The following is a 15856-nucleotide window of genomic DNA, read 5'->3' on the forward strand; positions in this document are numbered from 1 at the left end:
ACCACAATAGATACATAGATTTGATCTTCTTTATAAAACCTATGTGGTTAATAAATCTATTTAGTAACGCATGTTACGAACTATTTCCAAACCACAATAGATACATAGATTTGATCTTCTTTATAAAATCTATGTGGTTAAATCTATTTCACAAAATGCGTAACAGAAGAAACTTTATTTAACGTTTCCCCGACGGCTTTGCCCGGTCATTAAAATCCAGGCAGAGCTTCATCCAGAACTCAAAATCTTTGGGATTCCTGAAACCGGTCTCGTCCACATAGCAATAGCCCTTCAGCTCTTTGCCTTTCATGATCATGGGCAAAAAGCCCGTTCTTTCAGACAGCTCAGCGGTCATTTTGGGGTCAAAACGGCACATCAGCTGCTCATCGCCGACATTAATGCACATTTTCCCGTTCACCAGGAACGCCAGTCCGCCGAACATCCTCTTTTCCTCCACTTCAATGCTCTCCACGGCAGCCAGGTACTCTCTTACCCGGTTCGCCAGTTGATCGCTGCAGGCCATATATTGAACGTTTAACGTAATCCGGCAACAACATTACCCGATAAGACGGAGGTATTTTTCACGTTTATCGTAAATGATCCAGAGCAGGATAGCCCAGATGACAATCGCTATGGGGAGACCCTCCGGAACGGTAAGAATATGGGTAAGCAGTATCCCTACCATTACGGGAAACACCACCAGCGCGCCCAGAGCCCGTGTTTTGGGAAACAGGATCAGTAAGGCTCCCAGGATTTCTGCAGATCCTATCAAAGGCATCAGCCAGGAAATCTCCGCAAAAGCAGCATTGTCTTTTGCCACCGCTTCCGGCAGATTCTCCGGAACGGGCATATAATTCAGGAACTTATTCAGGCCGCCGTTCAGGAGTAAAAGACCAAGCAGCCACGACAGGATATTTAAAATTTTTCTTTTCACAGGGGTAAGTTTTATGTAAATGTAGGAAAATAATCGGGCACATCTGCCAGGAACGGGCTGGAATCTGTTCTTTCCGAAGAAACTGTAATTCCCCGGTATTCCACAGCTTAGTTTAAAGGATTTAGAATGCTTATATTTGAATAGGAATAAAAAAACGGTCAACTTGTCCCGGAAAGGCCCGTTGGTTTGTCATAGCTTCAAATCATAAAATAATTCAATATGAAAGAATTCTTATTACTCATCCGCGAAAGTGCCGGTTACGGTGAATTATCGGTGGAAGAAATGCAGGCCTCCATCAGCGAGCACATCCGCTGGATAGAAAGCCTGGACGGGCACTTCAAAGAAGGAAACCCGCTGGAAGCCAGCGGGCTGACCCTTAAAAACCAGGTGGTCACTGACGGCCCTTACGTAGAAACCAAGGAATGTGTCAGCGGCTATTATTTCCTGCTGGCCAACTCCCTGGAAGAAGCCGGAGAGCTGGCCAAAGGCTGTCCCGACCTTCAACGCGGAGCCACCCTGGAAATACGGGAGATCATCAACACAGATGAGTAACGAAGCCGATATTCACGGGCTTACCGGCCATCTTTTCAGGGAAAACTTTGGAAAGATGGTCTCTCATTTGTCCGGGAAATACGGGTATCACCAGATCGAAAATATCCTGGATGCCGTACAGGAGGCTTTTGAAGCCGCATTGACTTCCTGGAAATTCTCGGGGGTACCTGAAAACCCGTTTGGCTGGCTGTACCGGGTGGCACGAAACAAGCTGGTCAATAAGCTCCGGCACCTGAATGCTGAGGTCAGCCTTGTGCCCGAGCAGGATTATTCAGAAGAAGAGTACAGTAACCGGGAGCTGGAAGACAGCCTGCTCCGGTTACTGGTCTTCTTTTCCCGAACCTCCTTTTCGGAGCGGAATAAGCTGATCATTTCGCTTTATTATCTTTGCGGGTTCGGTTACCGGGAAATTTCCCATGCCCTGCTGATGAAAACCGACGCCGTTAAGAAGGTGGTTCTCAGAAGCCGGGAAACGATCAAAACCCTAAACGACAGCTGGTATGCATCCCCCCTCAACCCGGATCAGGCTGACTATGATCATTTGCTGACCATTGTTTATCTCCTGTTTAATGAAGGATACAAAACGTCGGGTAAAAACGGCAGCATCCGGCATGAGCTGTGCTACGAGGCCATGCGCTTAGGCCGACTGATCCTGAATTACAGGACCGGTGAACCTGAAATAAATGCCCTGATGGCACTGATGTTTTTCAATACATCCCGGTTCCCGGCCAGGACCTCTGCCCGTACCTGGATCAGCCTCGAAGACCAGGACAGGAGCCTATGGAGCCGCGAGCTCATTGCTGAAGGCCACCACTACCTGCAGAAAGCAAAAAACAACCGGCATCACCTGAGCCGGTATTACCTCGAAGCGCTGATTTCTTCTATTCACTGTCTTTCAGACAGCTATGCGCAAACCGACTGGAAGACCCTTGCCGTGCTGTACCGCCTGCTGGATGCCCGTTCGGTGACCGTAGAGCTGAACCGGGTGGTGGCCGAGAGCCACTTCCGGCCGCTGGATGAGCTCATTTCAGAAACGGAAAAACTGCCGGTCACTACCGAAACCGCCTTTGCCTTCTTTTGTACCCGGGCCTATCTCTTCTCCCGTTTAAAGCAATGGGATGCCGCCATTGAAAATTATACACAGGCACTGCTTCATACTTCCAACCGTACAGACCGGACCTGGCTGAACGATAAAATCACGCAAGCAGCCGAAGCCGCCGGTAACCCCTGATACCGGAAACCTCCTTCCGGATTTCATAAAAGAAGCGCCCGCCTTTTGAACTAACCGGGTTTTGTTTTTACTTTTATGGAAATAATCCTGTTTTTAACCCGGCAGAGGCACTTTCTACCGCTGCCCCCTGAACCTTTTATTGTATGAGAATACTCCTGGCACTCATCCTGTTTCCCCTCCTCACCTTTGCCCAGAAGGAGGACAAAAAGCTCAAAGCGCTGATCGAAAAGGAAACCCGGAATTTCCGGGGCGATATCGGCGTTTACGTGCACCACCTCGGAAAGAACAAGGAAGTGGCCATCCTGGCCGATACCGTCTTCCCTACCGCCAGTATTGTGAAGGTTCCTATCCTGGCAGGCATATTTCAGAAAATAGCCGACCAGGAATTAAAGCTTTCCGATGAGTTTATCTACGATGCCAAACGCGAATACGGGGGCTCGGGACTGATGCAGTTTTATAAAGACAGCGCCAAAACCGACCTGTCGACCATGATCTCGCTGATGCTGACCTACAGCGACAACGTGGCTTCTATCTGGCTGCAGGAGCTTGCCGGCGGCGGACTGACCATCAACCGGCTGATGGACGGGTACGGCCTGACCGATACCCGGGTCAATTCGAGGACAGAGGGGCGCAGGGCCATCTGGGAAAAATACGGCTGGGGGCAAACGACCCCGCGGGAAATGGCCCGGCTTTTCACGCTCATCCGGCAGGGCAAGGTCATTGATGCCCGGCATTCCGACAAAATGTACCGCTACCTGAAAAACCAGTTCTATAACGAGCGCTCGCTTTCGGGCCTGCCGTCTCAGTTCAGCACGATCTCCAAAACGGGCTCGGTAGACGAGGCCCGCGGCGAAGTGGTGCTGGCGAACGCGCCCGGCGGCGATATTGTTTTTTGCATACTCACCAAAAACAACAAAGACCAGAGCTGGACCTACGAAAACGAAGCAGAAGTACTGACCCGCAAGCTGGCCAATATCATCTGGAATTATTACGAGCCGAAGCACAGGTTCAGTCCTTTTGCACGGATACCGTAAACGCCAGGAACCGGTGCAAAGAAGATAAGGTCTCTTTTCGGGCGGGTTAATCTTCAAAGAGTTTCTTTCTTATGACTCTCCGTAACCTTTACAGCGGGTTCTTTTTAAAATGGCGCATCATCTTTCCGAAATCCATCCCCCGGGCACAGCCTTCTACGGTCATCGCAAGGCGCCTGGATTTGGTTTCAAAGGTTTTGGCCGAATCAATCCAATTGGAATAATACCGCTGGTGACTTTTACTCAGTGAAAGGAAGAAGCTTTCGGCTGCGGTATCGTACGATAAAGCCTCCAAAAGCTCTGTCGACATGGCCGGCTCTTCCGGGTCCGCCTCCAGCGAAAGCTGTATCGTCTCTCCCACTCCCTGCTCTATATCCTTCCGCATAGCGGCATTCAGTGGTAAAATATAGTTCCCTTCCCCGTAAGGCAAAAGCGCTACCTGCCGGCAATGATGCCCGCCTATATGCCCCTTCACCCGGTACACAGTCTTCACACCAGAGTTGATCAGCTGCGCTACAGGCGCAGGAATGATCACATAGGTCCAGCCGTACTTTTCACCCTCCTGCCATGTTCGTTCTATGATCGCCTCAAAGGTTACCATCCCTTTTTCATTTGTCCAGGGCTTCCCGGTAGCTCAACAGCCGGATCCCCTTCCGGTAAATGGCTCTTCTTACCTTCTCACTGGTAAACAGGTCGGTCACGGCCTGCCGGTCTTCTGCCACATTTTCATAGCCGATATGGTGTATGGCCCGCAGCTCTTCGTTATCCAGGCCGGGATGCTCCAGGAAAACATACGTTTTATGATTCTCCAGCTTATCCAGCTGCCGGATAAACGCGTCAATGCGCTCTTCGCTGCTTTTATTCCGGGAATCGATCCAGATGTATTCTATACCGAAATCCTTCAGTGCATCTGAATCTACCACCGGCAGGCCGTATTCAGCCGCTACCTTCCTGACCATGGCCTTTACCTCGGGGGTAAACATGGTGCTGCCCATGTGCCCGGAAATGTGGCTAACCCGCGGTATATGCTTCTTCAGCAGCCCGATCTGCGCCCGGAGCTCCGCTTCGATATCCCGGAGCTCAAAAGCATGATCCATGATGGCCTGCCCGCGGTAATAGCTGTTCTTCATGATCATGGGGTAAAAATACCCGTCGGCGTTGCGCAGGCTCTTTGCCTCTGTCAGTGGCCTCCACTTCACGTTATCCCATTCACTGGTAATGGCAAAATGCAGCCCTACGTCAATGCCCGGGTTTTCCTGCAGCATTCTCACCGCTTCAGGAAACCAGGGTGCCGCTGCTATGACTTCTATGGAGGTTTGGATTCCCTGCTGCGACGATTTCAGCAGGGCCAGGTTACCCGAATGCGAATAGCCCATGTCATCGCCCCGCAGGATAAGCCTCGGCGAGGAACCCTGGCTGCGGTCTTCCACCGCTTTATACGTTTTGGGCCCGCCGGTCGTTATATCATTGAAGCTTACATCAGCTTCTTCCCCGTTAAAATGAACGGTAATGGTTTCGGTATGCATGGTATCGTAATACTTCAGAACCAGCACCAGTGTGTGGGAATCTTTCCACCCGTAAGACCCTGCCACCTTATACCGGGGAATAACGCTGCGGTTGGCCCTGGCCGCGGCCACCAGGTAAGGGCCTTTCAGGGTAGTTTCTGACAGCGCCCATCTCCCGTCCGAAAAAGGAATCGTATGGTTCACGGAGTCGGTCACAAAAGTAACCTCCAAGTCTTCGTTTTTTCTTTCCAGCTTAAGTCCTTTCAGGGCATTGTAAGGCGTCTGGATGAAAACCAGGTTCGCCGATGCCGTATTGCCGGTAACTTCGCTCTTCTGAGGGGCCAGTAAAAGATTTTTTGATTTTTCTGCCAGGGCCTGGTAACCTGCCGGGTCTTTCTTCAGCTTTCCATCTTTAAAAGCGGGCAGCAGCTTGTCCCAGATCAGGTTCAGCAGTCCCTGCAGATTCGTGCTCTCGCCGGTGGTAATGATCACGGCATCTTTTTCAGGCAGCACAATAATGTTCTGTCCGAAAGCACCGTCGGCCCTGAATGTCTGATGACGGCCCCGCCACATCTGGAAACCGTATCCCTGGTGCCAGTCGCTGTTCTCCCGGTGTCCTTCCGGCGGAAAAATCTGTGCAGTGCTGGCCTGCTTCACCCATTCTTCGGGCAATACCTGCTTCCCGTTCCATTTTCCTTTCTGCAAAAACAGCTGGCCGAACTTCGCCATGTCTTCGGTTTTCAACCGCAGTCCCCAGCCGCCGGTATTGATGCCATGAGGATCCACCTCCCAGTCCACCCCGGTGATCCCCAGGGGTACGAGCAGGCGGGGCCTGAGGTAATCCAACAGCTTTTCGCCGGTCACTTTCTGAAGAATGGCCGAAAGCATATAGGTGGCCGGGGAGTTGTACATAAAACGGGTACCCGGCTCATAGCTATAATTAGAGCGCAGAAAAGCGCTTACCCAGTTGTCTTCCAGCTGCATGTAGCGCGGTTCCTGGTCGTTTCCGGCGCTCATGGTGAGCAGGTCTCTCACCCGCAGCTTTTTCAGGTTATCCGACGGGTTTACGGGTCCTTCTCCCGGGAAAAAAGAAAGCACGGGATCGTCCAGTCCGATCTTTCCTTCGTGCACCGCAAAGCCGATACCCGTAGCCGTAAAGCTTTTACTGGCCGAATACATGGTATGGGGCTCATCGGCGCCAAACGGCTTCCACCATCCCTCTGCTACAACCCTGCCGTGCCGCAGCACCATGAAGCTGTGCGGCTCATGCGCCGGGTCATCCTCCCAGGCCTGTATAAATTCACTGATCTGCCGCGAAGATACGCCCTCCGATTCGGGAACAGCGCGGGGAAATTTCTGGGCTACCGCCGTAACGGTAACCAGCAAGAGTAAAAGTATTCTTTTCATCTGTATAAAATTTTAGCTTTCAGTCTTCAGCTATCAGCCGCAGCGGCGGACCGCTTATTCATGGGCAGGTTGGTGATACGTCACCCGGTGTGCCCGACTTCTGATAGCTGACTGCTCATGGCTATTTCATATTCCAGGTTGAAATTTTGATAAAACAGCAGGTAAAATTAACTTTCCAAATTAGTTTCACACCATTTATCCCGAAAATATGTGTTTTCTGCCCGAATCATTTTATTATTGTAAACACTTAACCTGAAACGCCTATGTTTATACGCTTCCTCAAGTTGGAATGGAACGCTTTCACCCGGTCGTCAAGTATGGGCCAGGAAATAGCGGTAAAAATCCTGCTGGGTTTCCTGGGCTTTTACATGCTGGCCTGCTGCCTGCTGCTGGGCTTTGCCCTGTTTCCTATTCTTTCTGAAAATATAGCTGACAAAAGCCCGTTTAACGCGGTAAACAGTGCTTTGATTGTATGGATAGTGATGGAGCTGTTTATGCGCTTTTTCCTGCAAACGCTCCCTACGCTGAACATCAAACCGCTGATGGTGCAGCCGGTGAAACGCAATACCGTGATCCATTATGTGCTGCTCAAAAGCATATTTTCTTTTTACAATCTTTTGGCGCTCCTGGTTTTTGTGCCTTTTGCCGTTACCTGCGTCAGGAACGAACAGCTAACGTCATTCCAGGCTACGGTATGGTTAACGGCTATTTTCGGGCTGCTGATGTCGGTAAATTTCAGTAATTTCCTGTTGAAGAAAAAATTTGCCGATAACATCCGGCAACTTACTCCTTACCTGCTGGTTGCGGTGATCCTGGCCGTACTGGAATACCTCGGTATTTTCAGCATCACCCGGTACACCGGGAGAGCGGCAGACCGGATCCCGGATTATCCGGTACTGGCCCTGCTGCCCCTGCTTTTGGCCGCAGCGCTGTACCTGTGGAATTACGTTACGCTCAGGGATAAATTTTACCTTGATGCCTCACTCAGGTCAAAAGTAACCGAAGCAAAGGCCCTGAACCTGGGCTGGCTGGACAGGTTTGGCCCGCTGGCCCCTTTCATCAAGCTGGACATTAAGCTGCTCTGGCGGAACAAACGTCCCAAAAGTACTTTGTACATGGCCGTTATGATGCTGGCCTACGGACTCATTTTTTACACCAATGACGCCTATTCCGGTATGCCGGTCTGGCGGATCTTCCTGGGTATTTTTATGACCGGTATTTTTATGATCAACTTCGGCCAGTTTATCCCGGCCTGGGACAGCACCTACTACCCGCTGATGATGGCTCAGAATATCCCCTTAAAAGAATACCTGCGCTCAAAAGCTGCCCTGATGTACCTGTCGGTTTTTGTGCTGTTTCTCGGTACTTTACCGTATGCCTATTTCGGCATTGATATTGTGTTTGCCCACCTGGCGGCAGCCGTTTACAACGTGGGCATCAATATCCCGGTGCTGCTGCTTGCAGGCGCTTTCAATAAGAAAAGAATTGACCTCGAGAAAAGCGTATTCCTGAATTACCAGGGTACGGGCGCTGCGCAATGGCTGGTGGCTCTGCCGGTTATGCTGGTGCCTATCCTGATCTGGTATACGGTTTACAAAATAACCAATCCCGCCACGGCTAACCTGGTGCTGGGCGGCATAGGCATCATTGGCCTGGCCTTTAACAGCCCCGTGCTGGCCATGATCACCCGGGTCTACCAGGAAAGAAAATACGAAGCAATCAACGGATTTAAACAGCAGGAAGCATGATTGAAGCCATTAACTTATCTAAAAAATACGGTGAAACTACCGTTTTAAATATACAGGATCTTATAATTCCCAAAGGCGAGAGCTTTGGCCTGGTAGGCAATAACGGCGCCGGGAAAACCACTTTTTTCAGCCTGCTCCTTGACCTCATCCAGCCCACTACGGGCCATATCATGAACCGGGGAGTACAGGTCAATACCAGCGAGGACTGGAAGCCCTTCACGTCTGCTTTTATCGATGAGAGCTTCCTGATCGGTTACCTTACCCCGGAAGAATACTTTTATTTTATTGGTGATCTGCGCGGCCAGAACAAAGCAGACGTAGACGCCCTGCTCGACAAATACCGGGAGTTTTTCAACGATGAGATCCTGAACGGCAAAAAGTACCTTCGCGACCTCTCCAAAGGCAACCAGAAAAAAGTGGGGATCATTGCCACGCTCATCGGCAGGCCGGAGGTGATTATCCTGGATGAGCCCTTCGCCAACCTCGACCCCACCACGCAGATCCGCCTGAAGAGGATCATCAAAGAGCTGGCCGATGACCCGGAGGTCACCATCCTGGTTTCGAGCCACGACCTGCTCCATACGGTAGAGGTCTCTAACCGGATCGTGGCCCTTCACAAAGGGGAGGTGGTCAAAGACCTGGCCACTTCTGAAGAGACGCTGAAGGAGCTGGAGGCGTTTTTTGCCGTATGAGCATTCTGTGCGATTTGAAAGCTGAGGCTTCAAATCGCACATTCTCAGACCTTAATTTTTCACCTTTTGATCGTACCTGCTTTTAACCAGGAAATCAAGGGGGTCATCCATCCCGATGATTTCTGAAATTGCATTGCTTTTGTCATCTCTGCTATGGTAATAGGCTTTGCAAATTTCATAACCTATATAATACCCCAGATCAGGCGGTTTATTTTGAACAAGATAGCCGTTGTATAGCCAACTGCCTATGTCCTGGTTACACAATTCATTCTTAAACGAGGTCCAGAGCTCGCTTTCGTGCGCTCTTCCATACACATTTATATTTTCATTCCCGGTGATCAGCTCTGCCAGAAAATCACAGGCTCCTTCCCGTATGGATTGATAAAGAAGCCGGCATTTGACTGCTCCTGGATCTGCGTACGGCTTTTGCTGGGTATGAACACATTCATGGGCCACCATCCTTTTTAATTTTCCTATCGTGTCTTCCTCCTGGTTTTGAAAAATAGCCACTTCGGTACCTATTAAAACAAACCGGTCAGATACGGTTCCCCCGGTATTTTTTATACCTATCGCAAAACATACCTTAAACGGCCTGAACAACGGGTACAGTTCGCTAAAACGTTTAAAAACCTCATCAATAATCGGTTCCATCTCTTTGACCCGGTATGTGCTTTCCCGAACAGATCTGTAATAATCTGTGTTCTCAGCAATGACTTCTACAAATTTTTCAGCCGTAAATTCTCTTGCCTGTATAAAATCGATCAGCCCGTTGGTAGCCTTATCCAGGTATTCTTTCTGAATGACTTCCACACTATCTTCGTAACGCCTGCAATCTTTCAGCTTATCAAACGCCGTCCAAAAATGATCAATATCAATGGTGGTCACATTTCTGGCGTTTTCTATCTTTAATTCGTCCCGTATTCGTCGCCTGAGACGGGCTTCTTCATCCGAAAAACTTTTAATAAGCACATTTATGGCTCCCGAGTCAGTGTTCTCCGGATCATCAAACCTGTAAATGGTCAGCCTGAATTCTCCTGATTTCTGCGGCCAGTATTCAAACCTTTCGTAACCGGTAATGTCATCGGGATAATTGCTTTCAAATACAATCTGGTTCTTCTCCGAAAGGGCATAGTAAACGGCTATCCCGTTCTGGTATATTGAAAACCGGTATCCCTGCTCTTCGTTTAACCGAATGGTATAAACCAGTGTATCTGCCCGGCTTACCCGTATGTTTTCATAGCGTTTATCGAGCTGTAAAGGTATAGCTGCCGTTTGCCCACAGGCAGAAAGCGCGCCCAGTAAAAGAAAAGAGAAAATGCGTACCGGTTTCATTGTATTCAATAGTTTGATCAGGCTCAAAACTATACTCTCATCACGCCGGTTAGCGCTTAGTATTGATTTTTAGACGTCCGGAATCCGGATTTTGGCACTATTTTCTAAAGAAATCAGAGGGTGTTTTTCCCGTATGTCTTTTAAAGACAAGGTTAAAACTGGATTTGGAATTGAACCCGGAATCCAACGCCATCCCTAATAAAGTCTTATGTTTTTCTTTCGGGTCTGCCATTTTCGAAATCACTTCCCTGACCCGGAAAGCGTTCACAAAGTCATTGAAATTTTTGCCCTGATGACAGCTGATCAGGTAGCTGATGTATTTTACCGGTAATTCCAGTTCATCTGCCAGCTCAGCTATGGTTAATTTAGACCTCAGGTATATGCGATCGTCACAGAAGGCTTTGCGAAGCCTTAAAATCTCATCATCATCATTAAAGGCATGAAAGACAGGCCCTACCGGCTTGAAATGCCTATACGATATTTCAAAAAAATCAGGCTTGAAATAGGCCACATAACCCAATAAAAATACAAGGCTGACCAGCACGATCTCTACTATTTTGAACGGAACCAGGTAAAAAGCAGATGCTACCCACACCGCAAGTACCACGGCCAGGAAGCCATATATCCAAAAAACTCTTTTAAAGCCGGAATAGTGGCCGGATGATTCCTCCACCTTTCGTTTTAACCGTAAAAGCTTTGCCAGGTATACCCCAAAAACAATAACTGCGGAAATCAACGGGAGTATTTCAGAAAAGAAAAACCAGATTCCGGATCTTAACAGGAGGCCCGGTGATGAATTCCGGGCAGAGGGCGAAAAGGCGATCAGTGACTGAAAAGCGATGTCTGTGACCGCCGGAAGAAACAGGAGGTAAAGCTTCTTTTTAAACCTGAAACGGGCATTGGTGTTGACTTCCAGAAACAGCCAGAACGCCAGAGGCAGCAACCAATACGATTGAAATACCCAAAACGGGAATGCATTTTCCGAGTTATTGTACCGGGTAGCGCTGCCCCAGGAAAAGAGAATGGTACCGGTAATGACAAAAACGACCATCCCTATCGAAATGTTCGAGATCCGGTACCGGGTCTTTTTAGAGAGTAATCCCAGGAACAACAACGCCCCCTGAGCAGATGCAACCAGCAGAATGGTATCATTCAGATTATTCATACCCCAACCGTTTAAAACCAAAAGCGAACGCCGCTTTTCGTTTTTCACTTTTCACTCAATTCACCATCACCGGTTCCGTAACCGGCATGGTCGCATTGCGTATCGCAATCTTCTGGGCCAGCTTTTCGGCAACGTCCATAAAGGCCGTGGTAACCAGCTCGTGGTCATCCATGGTAATGGGCCGGCCTTCGTCGCCCCCTTCCCGGATCTTCTGAACAATAGGAAGCTGCCCCAGCAATTCCACCCCCAGCTTATCGGCCAGCTGCTGTCCGCCGCCCTCGCCAAAGATATAATATTTGTTCTCCGGAAGCTCAGCCGGGGTGAAATACGACATGTTTTCGATGACGCCCAGCACCGGTACGTTGATATTTCCCTGGCTGAACATCGATCCGCCTTTGGTGGCATCGGCTACCGCCACTTTCTGCGGGGTGGTCACCACCACTGCGCCTGAAACCGGCACGGTCTGTACCAGGGTAAGGTGAATATCGCTGGTGCCGGGAGGCATATCCAGCAACAGGTAGTCGAGCTCGCCCCAGTCTACATCCCCGAAAAACTGCCGTAAGGCCTGGCTGGCCATAGGCCCGCGCCAGACCACCGCGCTGTCTGCCGGCGTAAGAAAGCCGATGGAGATCATTTTGATGCCATACTGCATAATGGGAGCTATGTAGTTCTTCCCGTCTCTGGGCGCTACCAGCGGCTGCATATCTTCTGCCCCGAACATAATGGGGATAGAGGGCCCTGAAATATCGGCATCAAGGATACCCACCCTGGCACCCGCTTTTTTAAGCGCCATGGCCAGGTTAGCGGTTACGGTCGATTTTCCTACACCGCCTTTGCCGGATGAAATGGCAATAATATTTTTCACCCCCGGCAACATAATGCTTTTATTGGCATTGGCCGTTACGTTCGAGGTCATATGGATGATGATCTCAAACCCTGTTCCCAGGTCTCTCTGCAGCGCTTCAATGCACCGTTGCTTAATCAGCTCTTTTAAAGGACAGGCCGGGGTGGTCAGCACCACGGTAAATTTTACCTGGTCTAAACTCACTTCCACCTCCCTGATCATATTTAAGGTGACCAGGTCTTTTTTGAGATCCGGCTCCTCTACCGTACTTAATGCGGCCAGTATTTTTTCTTTTGTGATTGAAAACTCACCCATTGGTTAATATAAAAATCATTCGCTTGCTTATATAGGTAGAACAGCCTCAGGGCAAAGGAAGTTCTCCCATGCCTTTAATCCTTTTCCCGATAGCAGAAAAGCTTCCTCAGATACCCTCATCCAGGCGCCTTTCCAGTTCCCTGCATTCCTCCTGAACATCAAAAAACAGGCGAAAGCTTTCAATTTTTGCCAGCAGCTTCACCAGGAATGAGCGGTGAGACGCGCTGCCGGGATTAAGCGGCCGGTGGCGCATGGCCAGCCGTACCTTATCCCATTCATCTGCAATTTTAAGCGCCTCTGCCTCCATCACACTGTTCATGAAGAGCCCGCATATATAGTTTTCGGCTACCTCATCGGGGTGGATCAGGTCAGGCTTATAAAAGCGGTAATCCCGCAGGTCATCCATCATTACTTCGAAAGAAGGAAAATAGCAGGTGTTGGAATACCGTTTTACGGCTTCGTCGCACACCAGGCGTAAAATGGCCTTCGACACGCTGTTTTCCGGTATCCCGTCTTTGATGTGCCGTACCGGGCTAACGGTAAGCATCAGCTTCAGACCGGGATTAACGCTGCGAAGCCGGCTTACCAGGAGGTCAAGCAATTGCCGTTGCTCCTCTATGCCCAGGAGGCGTTTTTCAAAGCGGGCAGCCGGCAGCTTGTGACAGTTAGACACGGTTTCGCCTTCACAGGCATACACCCGGCTGGTTCCCAGGGTAATGATCAGCAACTCTGCTTCCGGTAAAAATGCCCTGAAACCCTGCCCGGCCTTCCGGATACTGTCTGTCAGCCCCTCCGGGGTATCGCTGTAAAATTCCGAATGGTAATCCAGGTGAAAAAACAACCCGTCGCGGCTCACTATGCGGCGCTCATCCGGCCATTTGCCGTCAATAGCGTTTCCAACGGCATCACCAACCGATTTCAGGTTGTAAACGGTACCGAAAGGATTGCTTTGTACGGAAAATTTACGTTGCTGCAGGTAATTCCCGATCACATCCGAAAAGCAGGATCCCAAAGTGATTATCCCCGACCCGTAGTTCAGCTTAAAATCAAAAACGGGGGGATCTGTAACGGTTCTTAATTTCATGTTATGTACAAGAATACCGGGTTCCGGCGGCCGGTTACCCGTTTAAATAGGATTAAAAAAGGAAACATTATCCCTTAACAGCAAATAAATAAAAGTAAAAATACATTGCACGGGGAAATATTTTTAATTTTGCAGCTTGCAAATACAAAAATAAGCTTCCATATGAATTTATTTGAGAGTTTTGATGAAATCGTCAACGACGAATTTATTGAAAAATTCAAATCTTACACATCAACAACACACGGTGACCTCAACGTTACCGTTAAAGGAGTATTTTATACCCTGCTGGCAGGGATGATCCGGAAAACATACAGTGATATGAGTGCCGGGATGCTTTTTAACCAGATTGAGGAAAACGCAAAACGGGTGAACCTGCCCGCTAACCTGGCCAGTATTTTCAGCCAGGAATCGGTGCTGAAAAAGATTGAAACCGACGGCTCAAAAATCATATCGCAGGTATTTCCCGCATATAAAAGCCCCCTGCTGAGCATGATCAGCACGTATTCAGGCGTCAGCAAAGCCACTACCACCATAGCATCTGATATTGTTGCCAACGTAATTATTTCGCTGTTCCAGAAAGACATTAACAACGGCAAATGGGATAAGGACCAGATGATCAGCCTCCTGAGACAGCATCATGAGCCGCTCCTGAATGCTATCCCGGAGCCCCTCCTGGAAAAAATGATTCCTTCGCTGGGCCTGCACGACCTGATGACCGTGAGGCCGTACAGCCCCAAAAAGGAAAAAGCCGAAGTTGCCGGAAAAGAACCTGTGCCCGCTCCCGACTATACCGATACCGTTGTTGAAAAATCTTCTTCCAACGGCTGGATCATCGGGCTGATCATCGGGATCCTGGCCATTGGTGGCGGACTATACTATTACTATACCCAGAACGGCGACCTGAACTTTTTTGCCAAAAAAGAGGTTCCTGTAGAGAGTGTTGAACCTTTAGCGGAGGTCGACTCATCGGCCACTGCGCCTGTGGAAAATGCCGCCGCTTCCGTTGCAGACGATTTCACCGCCTTCAAAACATATATCCTGAACCCGGGTGAGCCCGCAGGACAGGAGTTTGACTTAAAATCGATTAAATTTGTACCCGATTCCGTTTCTCTTCAGCCGGCTTCGTCGGCACTGGCAGACAGTATTGGTGCTTTAATGCAAAATAACCCGAAGCTGCAGATCAAGATCACAGCCTTTTCAGGGTCAGGTGAAAAAGCATTCAATAATAAGCGGGCTTTTTTCGTTAAAAGAATACTGACCGCCAAGGGCATTGATCCCATCCGGATTGATGCGGTATCGGGCGGCATAGGTGAAGATTTTACAAAAATTAAGGTTATCAGCAAATAACTTTAATCCGGGATAACTAATAAACACGTCAGGATAAAACTCTATAAATATTGTGAGAAACATTGAAATGGAAACTCTTCTGGGGTTTCCATTTTTTTTAAACGCAGGATACCCCCGGTTTAGATATACACGGGGGAAAGGAAGAATATACAGGGAAGAAAGTCGTTATATTCCCCGGGAAACAACATGCTGTCTATGCCACTTATTCTTTGGGTTATTCTTTTTGCTTTTCAAACCAGTCCTGATGCGCGCGCGGAATTCCTGCGGGAAGTAAATGCCATTCGTGCAGAGGGATGTCGGTGCGGCGGGGAGTATTTCGGCCCCGCCCAACCCGTAACCTGGAACGTGACGCTCGAAAAAACGGGTTTCCTGCACAGTAAGGACATGCAGACCCGCAATTATTTCTCTCATTTTTCCAAAAAAGGGAAATCTCCGGCCGACCGCCTCAGGGCGCAGGGCTACAACTACAGGAGCTTTGCAGAAAACCTGTTTGCCGCCAAAGGGTATACGCCCACTGTTCATGAGGTAGTGACGGCCTGGAAGAGCAGTCCGGGCCACTGTAAAAACCTGATGAACAATACAGTCAGTGAAATGGGTGTAGGTATTTATAAAGGGTATTACACACAATTATTTGGTACCAGACAAACTAAATAACGAATAAATTTGTAA

15 protein-coding genes are annotated in these 15856 nt (G+C 49.2%); 7 read left to right on the plus strand and 8 right to left on the minus strand.

Annotation, left to right across the window (positions count from 1 at the left end; all coding sequences use genetic code 11):
• Positions 1-178: 178 nt before the first annotated feature.
• Together AB2U10_RS02885 and AB2U10_RS02890 are read right to left on the minus strand one after the other, a co-directional pair.
• Positions 179-523: a TfoX/Sxy family protein gene (locus AB2U10_RS02885; RefSeq protein ID WP_367914086.1), complete on the minus strand. Its 345-nt coding sequence runs from the start codon at positions 521-523 to the stop codon at positions 179-181.
• A 33-nt stretch (positions 524-556) separates the two neighbouring features.
• Positions 557-934, minus strand: a complete 378-nt coding sequence (locus tag AB2U10_RS02890; RefSeq protein ID WP_367914087.1) for a MauE/DoxX family redox-associated membrane protein — start codon at positions 932-934, stop codon at positions 557-559.
• 219 nt (positions 935-1153) lie between these two features.
• Between AB2U10_RS02890 and AB2U10_RS02895 the strand changes: the two genes are divergently transcribed.
• From AB2U10_RS02895 to AB2U10_RS02905, 3 genes are all read left to right on the plus strand, one after another.
• Positions 1154-1486: a YciI family protein gene (locus tag AB2U10_RS02895; RefSeq protein WP_367914088.1), complete on the plus strand. Its 333-nt coding sequence runs from the start codon at positions 1154-1156 to the stop codon at positions 1484-1486.
• Positions 1479-2717: an RNA polymerase sigma factor gene (locus AB2U10_RS02900; RefSeq protein ID WP_367914089.1), complete on the plus strand. Its 1239-nt coding sequence runs from the start codon at positions 1479-1481 to the stop codon at positions 2715-2717. The genes AB2U10_RS02895 and AB2U10_RS02900 overlap by 8 nt, the downstream gene beginning before the upstream one ends.
• 143 nt (positions 2718-2860) lie before the next feature.
• Positions 2861-3751 (plus strand): serine hydrolase, encoded by an 891-nt coding sequence (locus AB2U10_RS02905; protein WP_367914090.1) that lies wholly within the window; start codon positions 2861-2863, stop codon positions 3749-3751.
• 88 nt (positions 3752-3839) lie between these two features.
• Here AB2U10_RS02905 and AB2U10_RS02910 read toward each other — a convergent pair whose 3' ends face one another.
• Positions 3840-4349 carry a DUF1905 domain-containing protein gene (locus AB2U10_RS02910; RefSeq protein WP_367914091.1) on the minus strand — a complete coding sequence of 170 codons (510 nt, stop codon included), beginning with the start codon at positions 4347-4349 and terminating at the stop codon, positions 3840-3842.
• 7 nt (positions 4350-4356) lie between these two features.
• Positions 4357-6660, minus strand: coding sequence for a ChbG/HpnK family deacetylase (locus AB2U10_RS02915; RefSeq protein ID WP_367914092.1), 2304 nt, complete (start codon positions 6658-6660; stop codon positions 4357-4359).
• 263 nt (positions 6661-6923) lie between these two features.
• Between AB2U10_RS02915 and AB2U10_RS02920 the strand changes: the two genes are divergently transcribed.
• Positions 6924-8408 carry a DUF5687 family protein gene (locus AB2U10_RS02920; protein WP_367914093.1) on the plus strand — a complete coding sequence of 495 codons (1485 nt, stop codon included), beginning with the start codon at positions 6924-6926 and terminating at the stop codon, positions 8406-8408.
• Positions 8405-9100 (plus strand): ABC transporter ATP-binding protein, encoded by a 696-nt coding sequence (locus AB2U10_RS02925; protein WP_367914094.1) that lies wholly within the window; start codon positions 8405-8407, stop codon positions 9098-9100. The genes AB2U10_RS02920 and AB2U10_RS02925 overlap by 4 nt, the downstream gene beginning before the upstream one ends.
• A gap of 51 nt (positions 9101-9151) precedes the next feature.
• On the opposite strand, the gene AB2U10_RS02930 is transcribed toward AB2U10_RS02925, so the two are convergent.
• From AB2U10_RS02930 to AB2U10_RS02945, 4 genes are all read right to left on the minus strand, one after another.
• A complete protein-coding gene (locus AB2U10_RS02930; protein WP_367914095.1) occupies positions 9152-10432 on the minus strand; it encodes a DUF2268 domain-containing putative Zn-dependent protease in 1281 nt (426 codons plus the stop codon).
• 97 nt (positions 10433-10529) lie between these two features.
• Complete coding sequence (locus AB2U10_RS02935) at positions 10530-11597, minus strand: helix-turn-helix domain-containing protein (protein WP_367914096.1); 1068 nt, start codon at positions 11595-11597, stop codon at positions 10530-10532.
• 55 nt (positions 11598-11652) lie between these two features.
• Complete coding sequence (locus AB2U10_RS02940; protein WP_367914097.1) at positions 11653-12756, minus strand: Mrp/NBP35 family ATP-binding protein; 1104 nt, start codon at positions 12754-12756, stop codon at positions 11653-11655.
• Positions 12757-12862: 106 nt separating this feature from the next.
• Positions 12863-13840: a GSCFA domain-containing protein gene (locus tag AB2U10_RS02945; protein ID WP_367914098.1), complete on the minus strand. Its 978-nt coding sequence runs from the start codon at positions 13838-13840 to the stop codon at positions 12863-12865.
• A 162-nt stretch (positions 13841-14002) separates the two neighbouring features.
• On the opposite strand from AB2U10_RS02945, the gene AB2U10_RS02950 reads away from it, so the two are divergent.
• Both AB2U10_RS02950 and AB2U10_RS02955 read left to right on the plus strand, forming a co-directional pair.
• Entirely contained in the window at positions 14003-15187 is a 1185-nt protein-coding gene (locus tag AB2U10_RS02950) for an OmpA family protein (protein ID WP_367914099.1), read from the plus strand.
• 195 nt (positions 15188-15382) lie between these two features.
• Positions 15383-15841, plus strand: a complete 459-nt coding sequence (locus tag AB2U10_RS02955) for a CAP domain-containing protein (RefSeq protein WP_367914100.1) — start codon at positions 15383-15385, stop codon at positions 15839-15841.
• The last annotated feature ends 15 nt before the right edge of the window (positions 15842-15856 follow it).

It is taken from the genome of Leadbetterella sp. DM7, assembly GCF_040829825.2.
Classification (GTDB): Bacteria; Bacteroidota; Bacteroidia; order Cytophagales; family Spirosomataceae; genus Leadbetterella.

What these genes read in the sequence shown, in the direction of transcription:
- AB2U10_RS02945 (WP_367914098.1), bottom strand. Translation starts at nt 13,840, where the DNA reads ATGAAATTAAGAACCGTTACAGATCCCCCCGTTTTTGATTTTAAGCTG.
- AB2U10_RS02925 (WP_367914094.1), top strand. Translation starts at nt 8,405, where the DNA reads ATGATTGAAGCCATTAACTTATCTAAAAAATACGGTGAAACTACCGTT.
- AB2U10_RS02935 (WP_367914096.1), bottom strand. Translation starts at nt 11,597, where the DNA reads ATGAATAATCTGAATGATACCATTCTGCTGGTTGCATCTGCTCAGGGG.
- AB2U10_RS02895 (WP_367914088.1), top strand. Translation starts at nt 1,154, where the DNA reads ATGAAAGAATTCTTATTACTCATCCGCGAAAGTGCCGGTTACGGTGAA.
- AB2U10_RS02940 (WP_367914097.1), bottom strand. Translation starts at nt 12,756, where the DNA reads ATGGGTGAGTTTTCAATCACAAAAGAAAAAATACTGGCCGCATTAAGT.
- AB2U10_RS02930 (WP_367914095.1), bottom strand. Translation starts at nt 10,432, where the DNA reads ATGAAACCGGTACGCATTTTCTCTTTTCTTTTACTGGGCGCGCTTTCT.
- AB2U10_RS02955 (WP_367914100.1), top strand. Translation starts at nt 15,383, where the DNA reads ATGCCACTTATTCTTTGGGTTATTCTTTTTGCTTTTCAAACCAGTCCT.
- AB2U10_RS02920 (WP_367914093.1), top strand. Translation starts at nt 6,924, where the DNA reads ATGTTTATACGCTTCCTCAAGTTGGAATGGAACGCTTTCACCCGGTCG.
- AB2U10_RS02915 (WP_367914092.1), bottom strand. Translation starts at nt 6,660, where the DNA reads ATGAAAAGAATACTTTTACTCTTGCTGGTTACCGTTACGGCGGTAGCC.
- AB2U10_RS02905 (WP_367914090.1), top strand. Translation starts at nt 2,861, where the DNA reads ATGAGAATACTCCTGGCACTCATCCTGTTTCCCCTCCTCACCTTTGCC.
- AB2U10_RS02900 (WP_367914089.1), top strand. Translation starts at nt 1,479, where the DNA reads ATGAGTAACGAAGCCGATATTCACGGGCTTACCGGCCATCTTTTCAGG.
- AB2U10_RS02950 (WP_367914099.1), top strand. Translation starts at nt 14,003, where the DNA reads ATGAATTTATTTGAGAGTTTTGATGAAATCGTCAACGACGAATTTATT.
- AB2U10_RS02885 (WP_367914086.1), bottom strand. Translation starts at nt 523, where the DNA reads ATGGCCTGCAGCGATCAACTGGCGAACCGGGTAAGAGAGTACCTGGCT.
- AB2U10_RS02910 (WP_367914091.1), bottom strand. Translation starts at nt 4,349, where the DNA reads ATGGTAACCTTTGAGGCGATCATAGAACGAACATGGCAGGAGGGTGAA.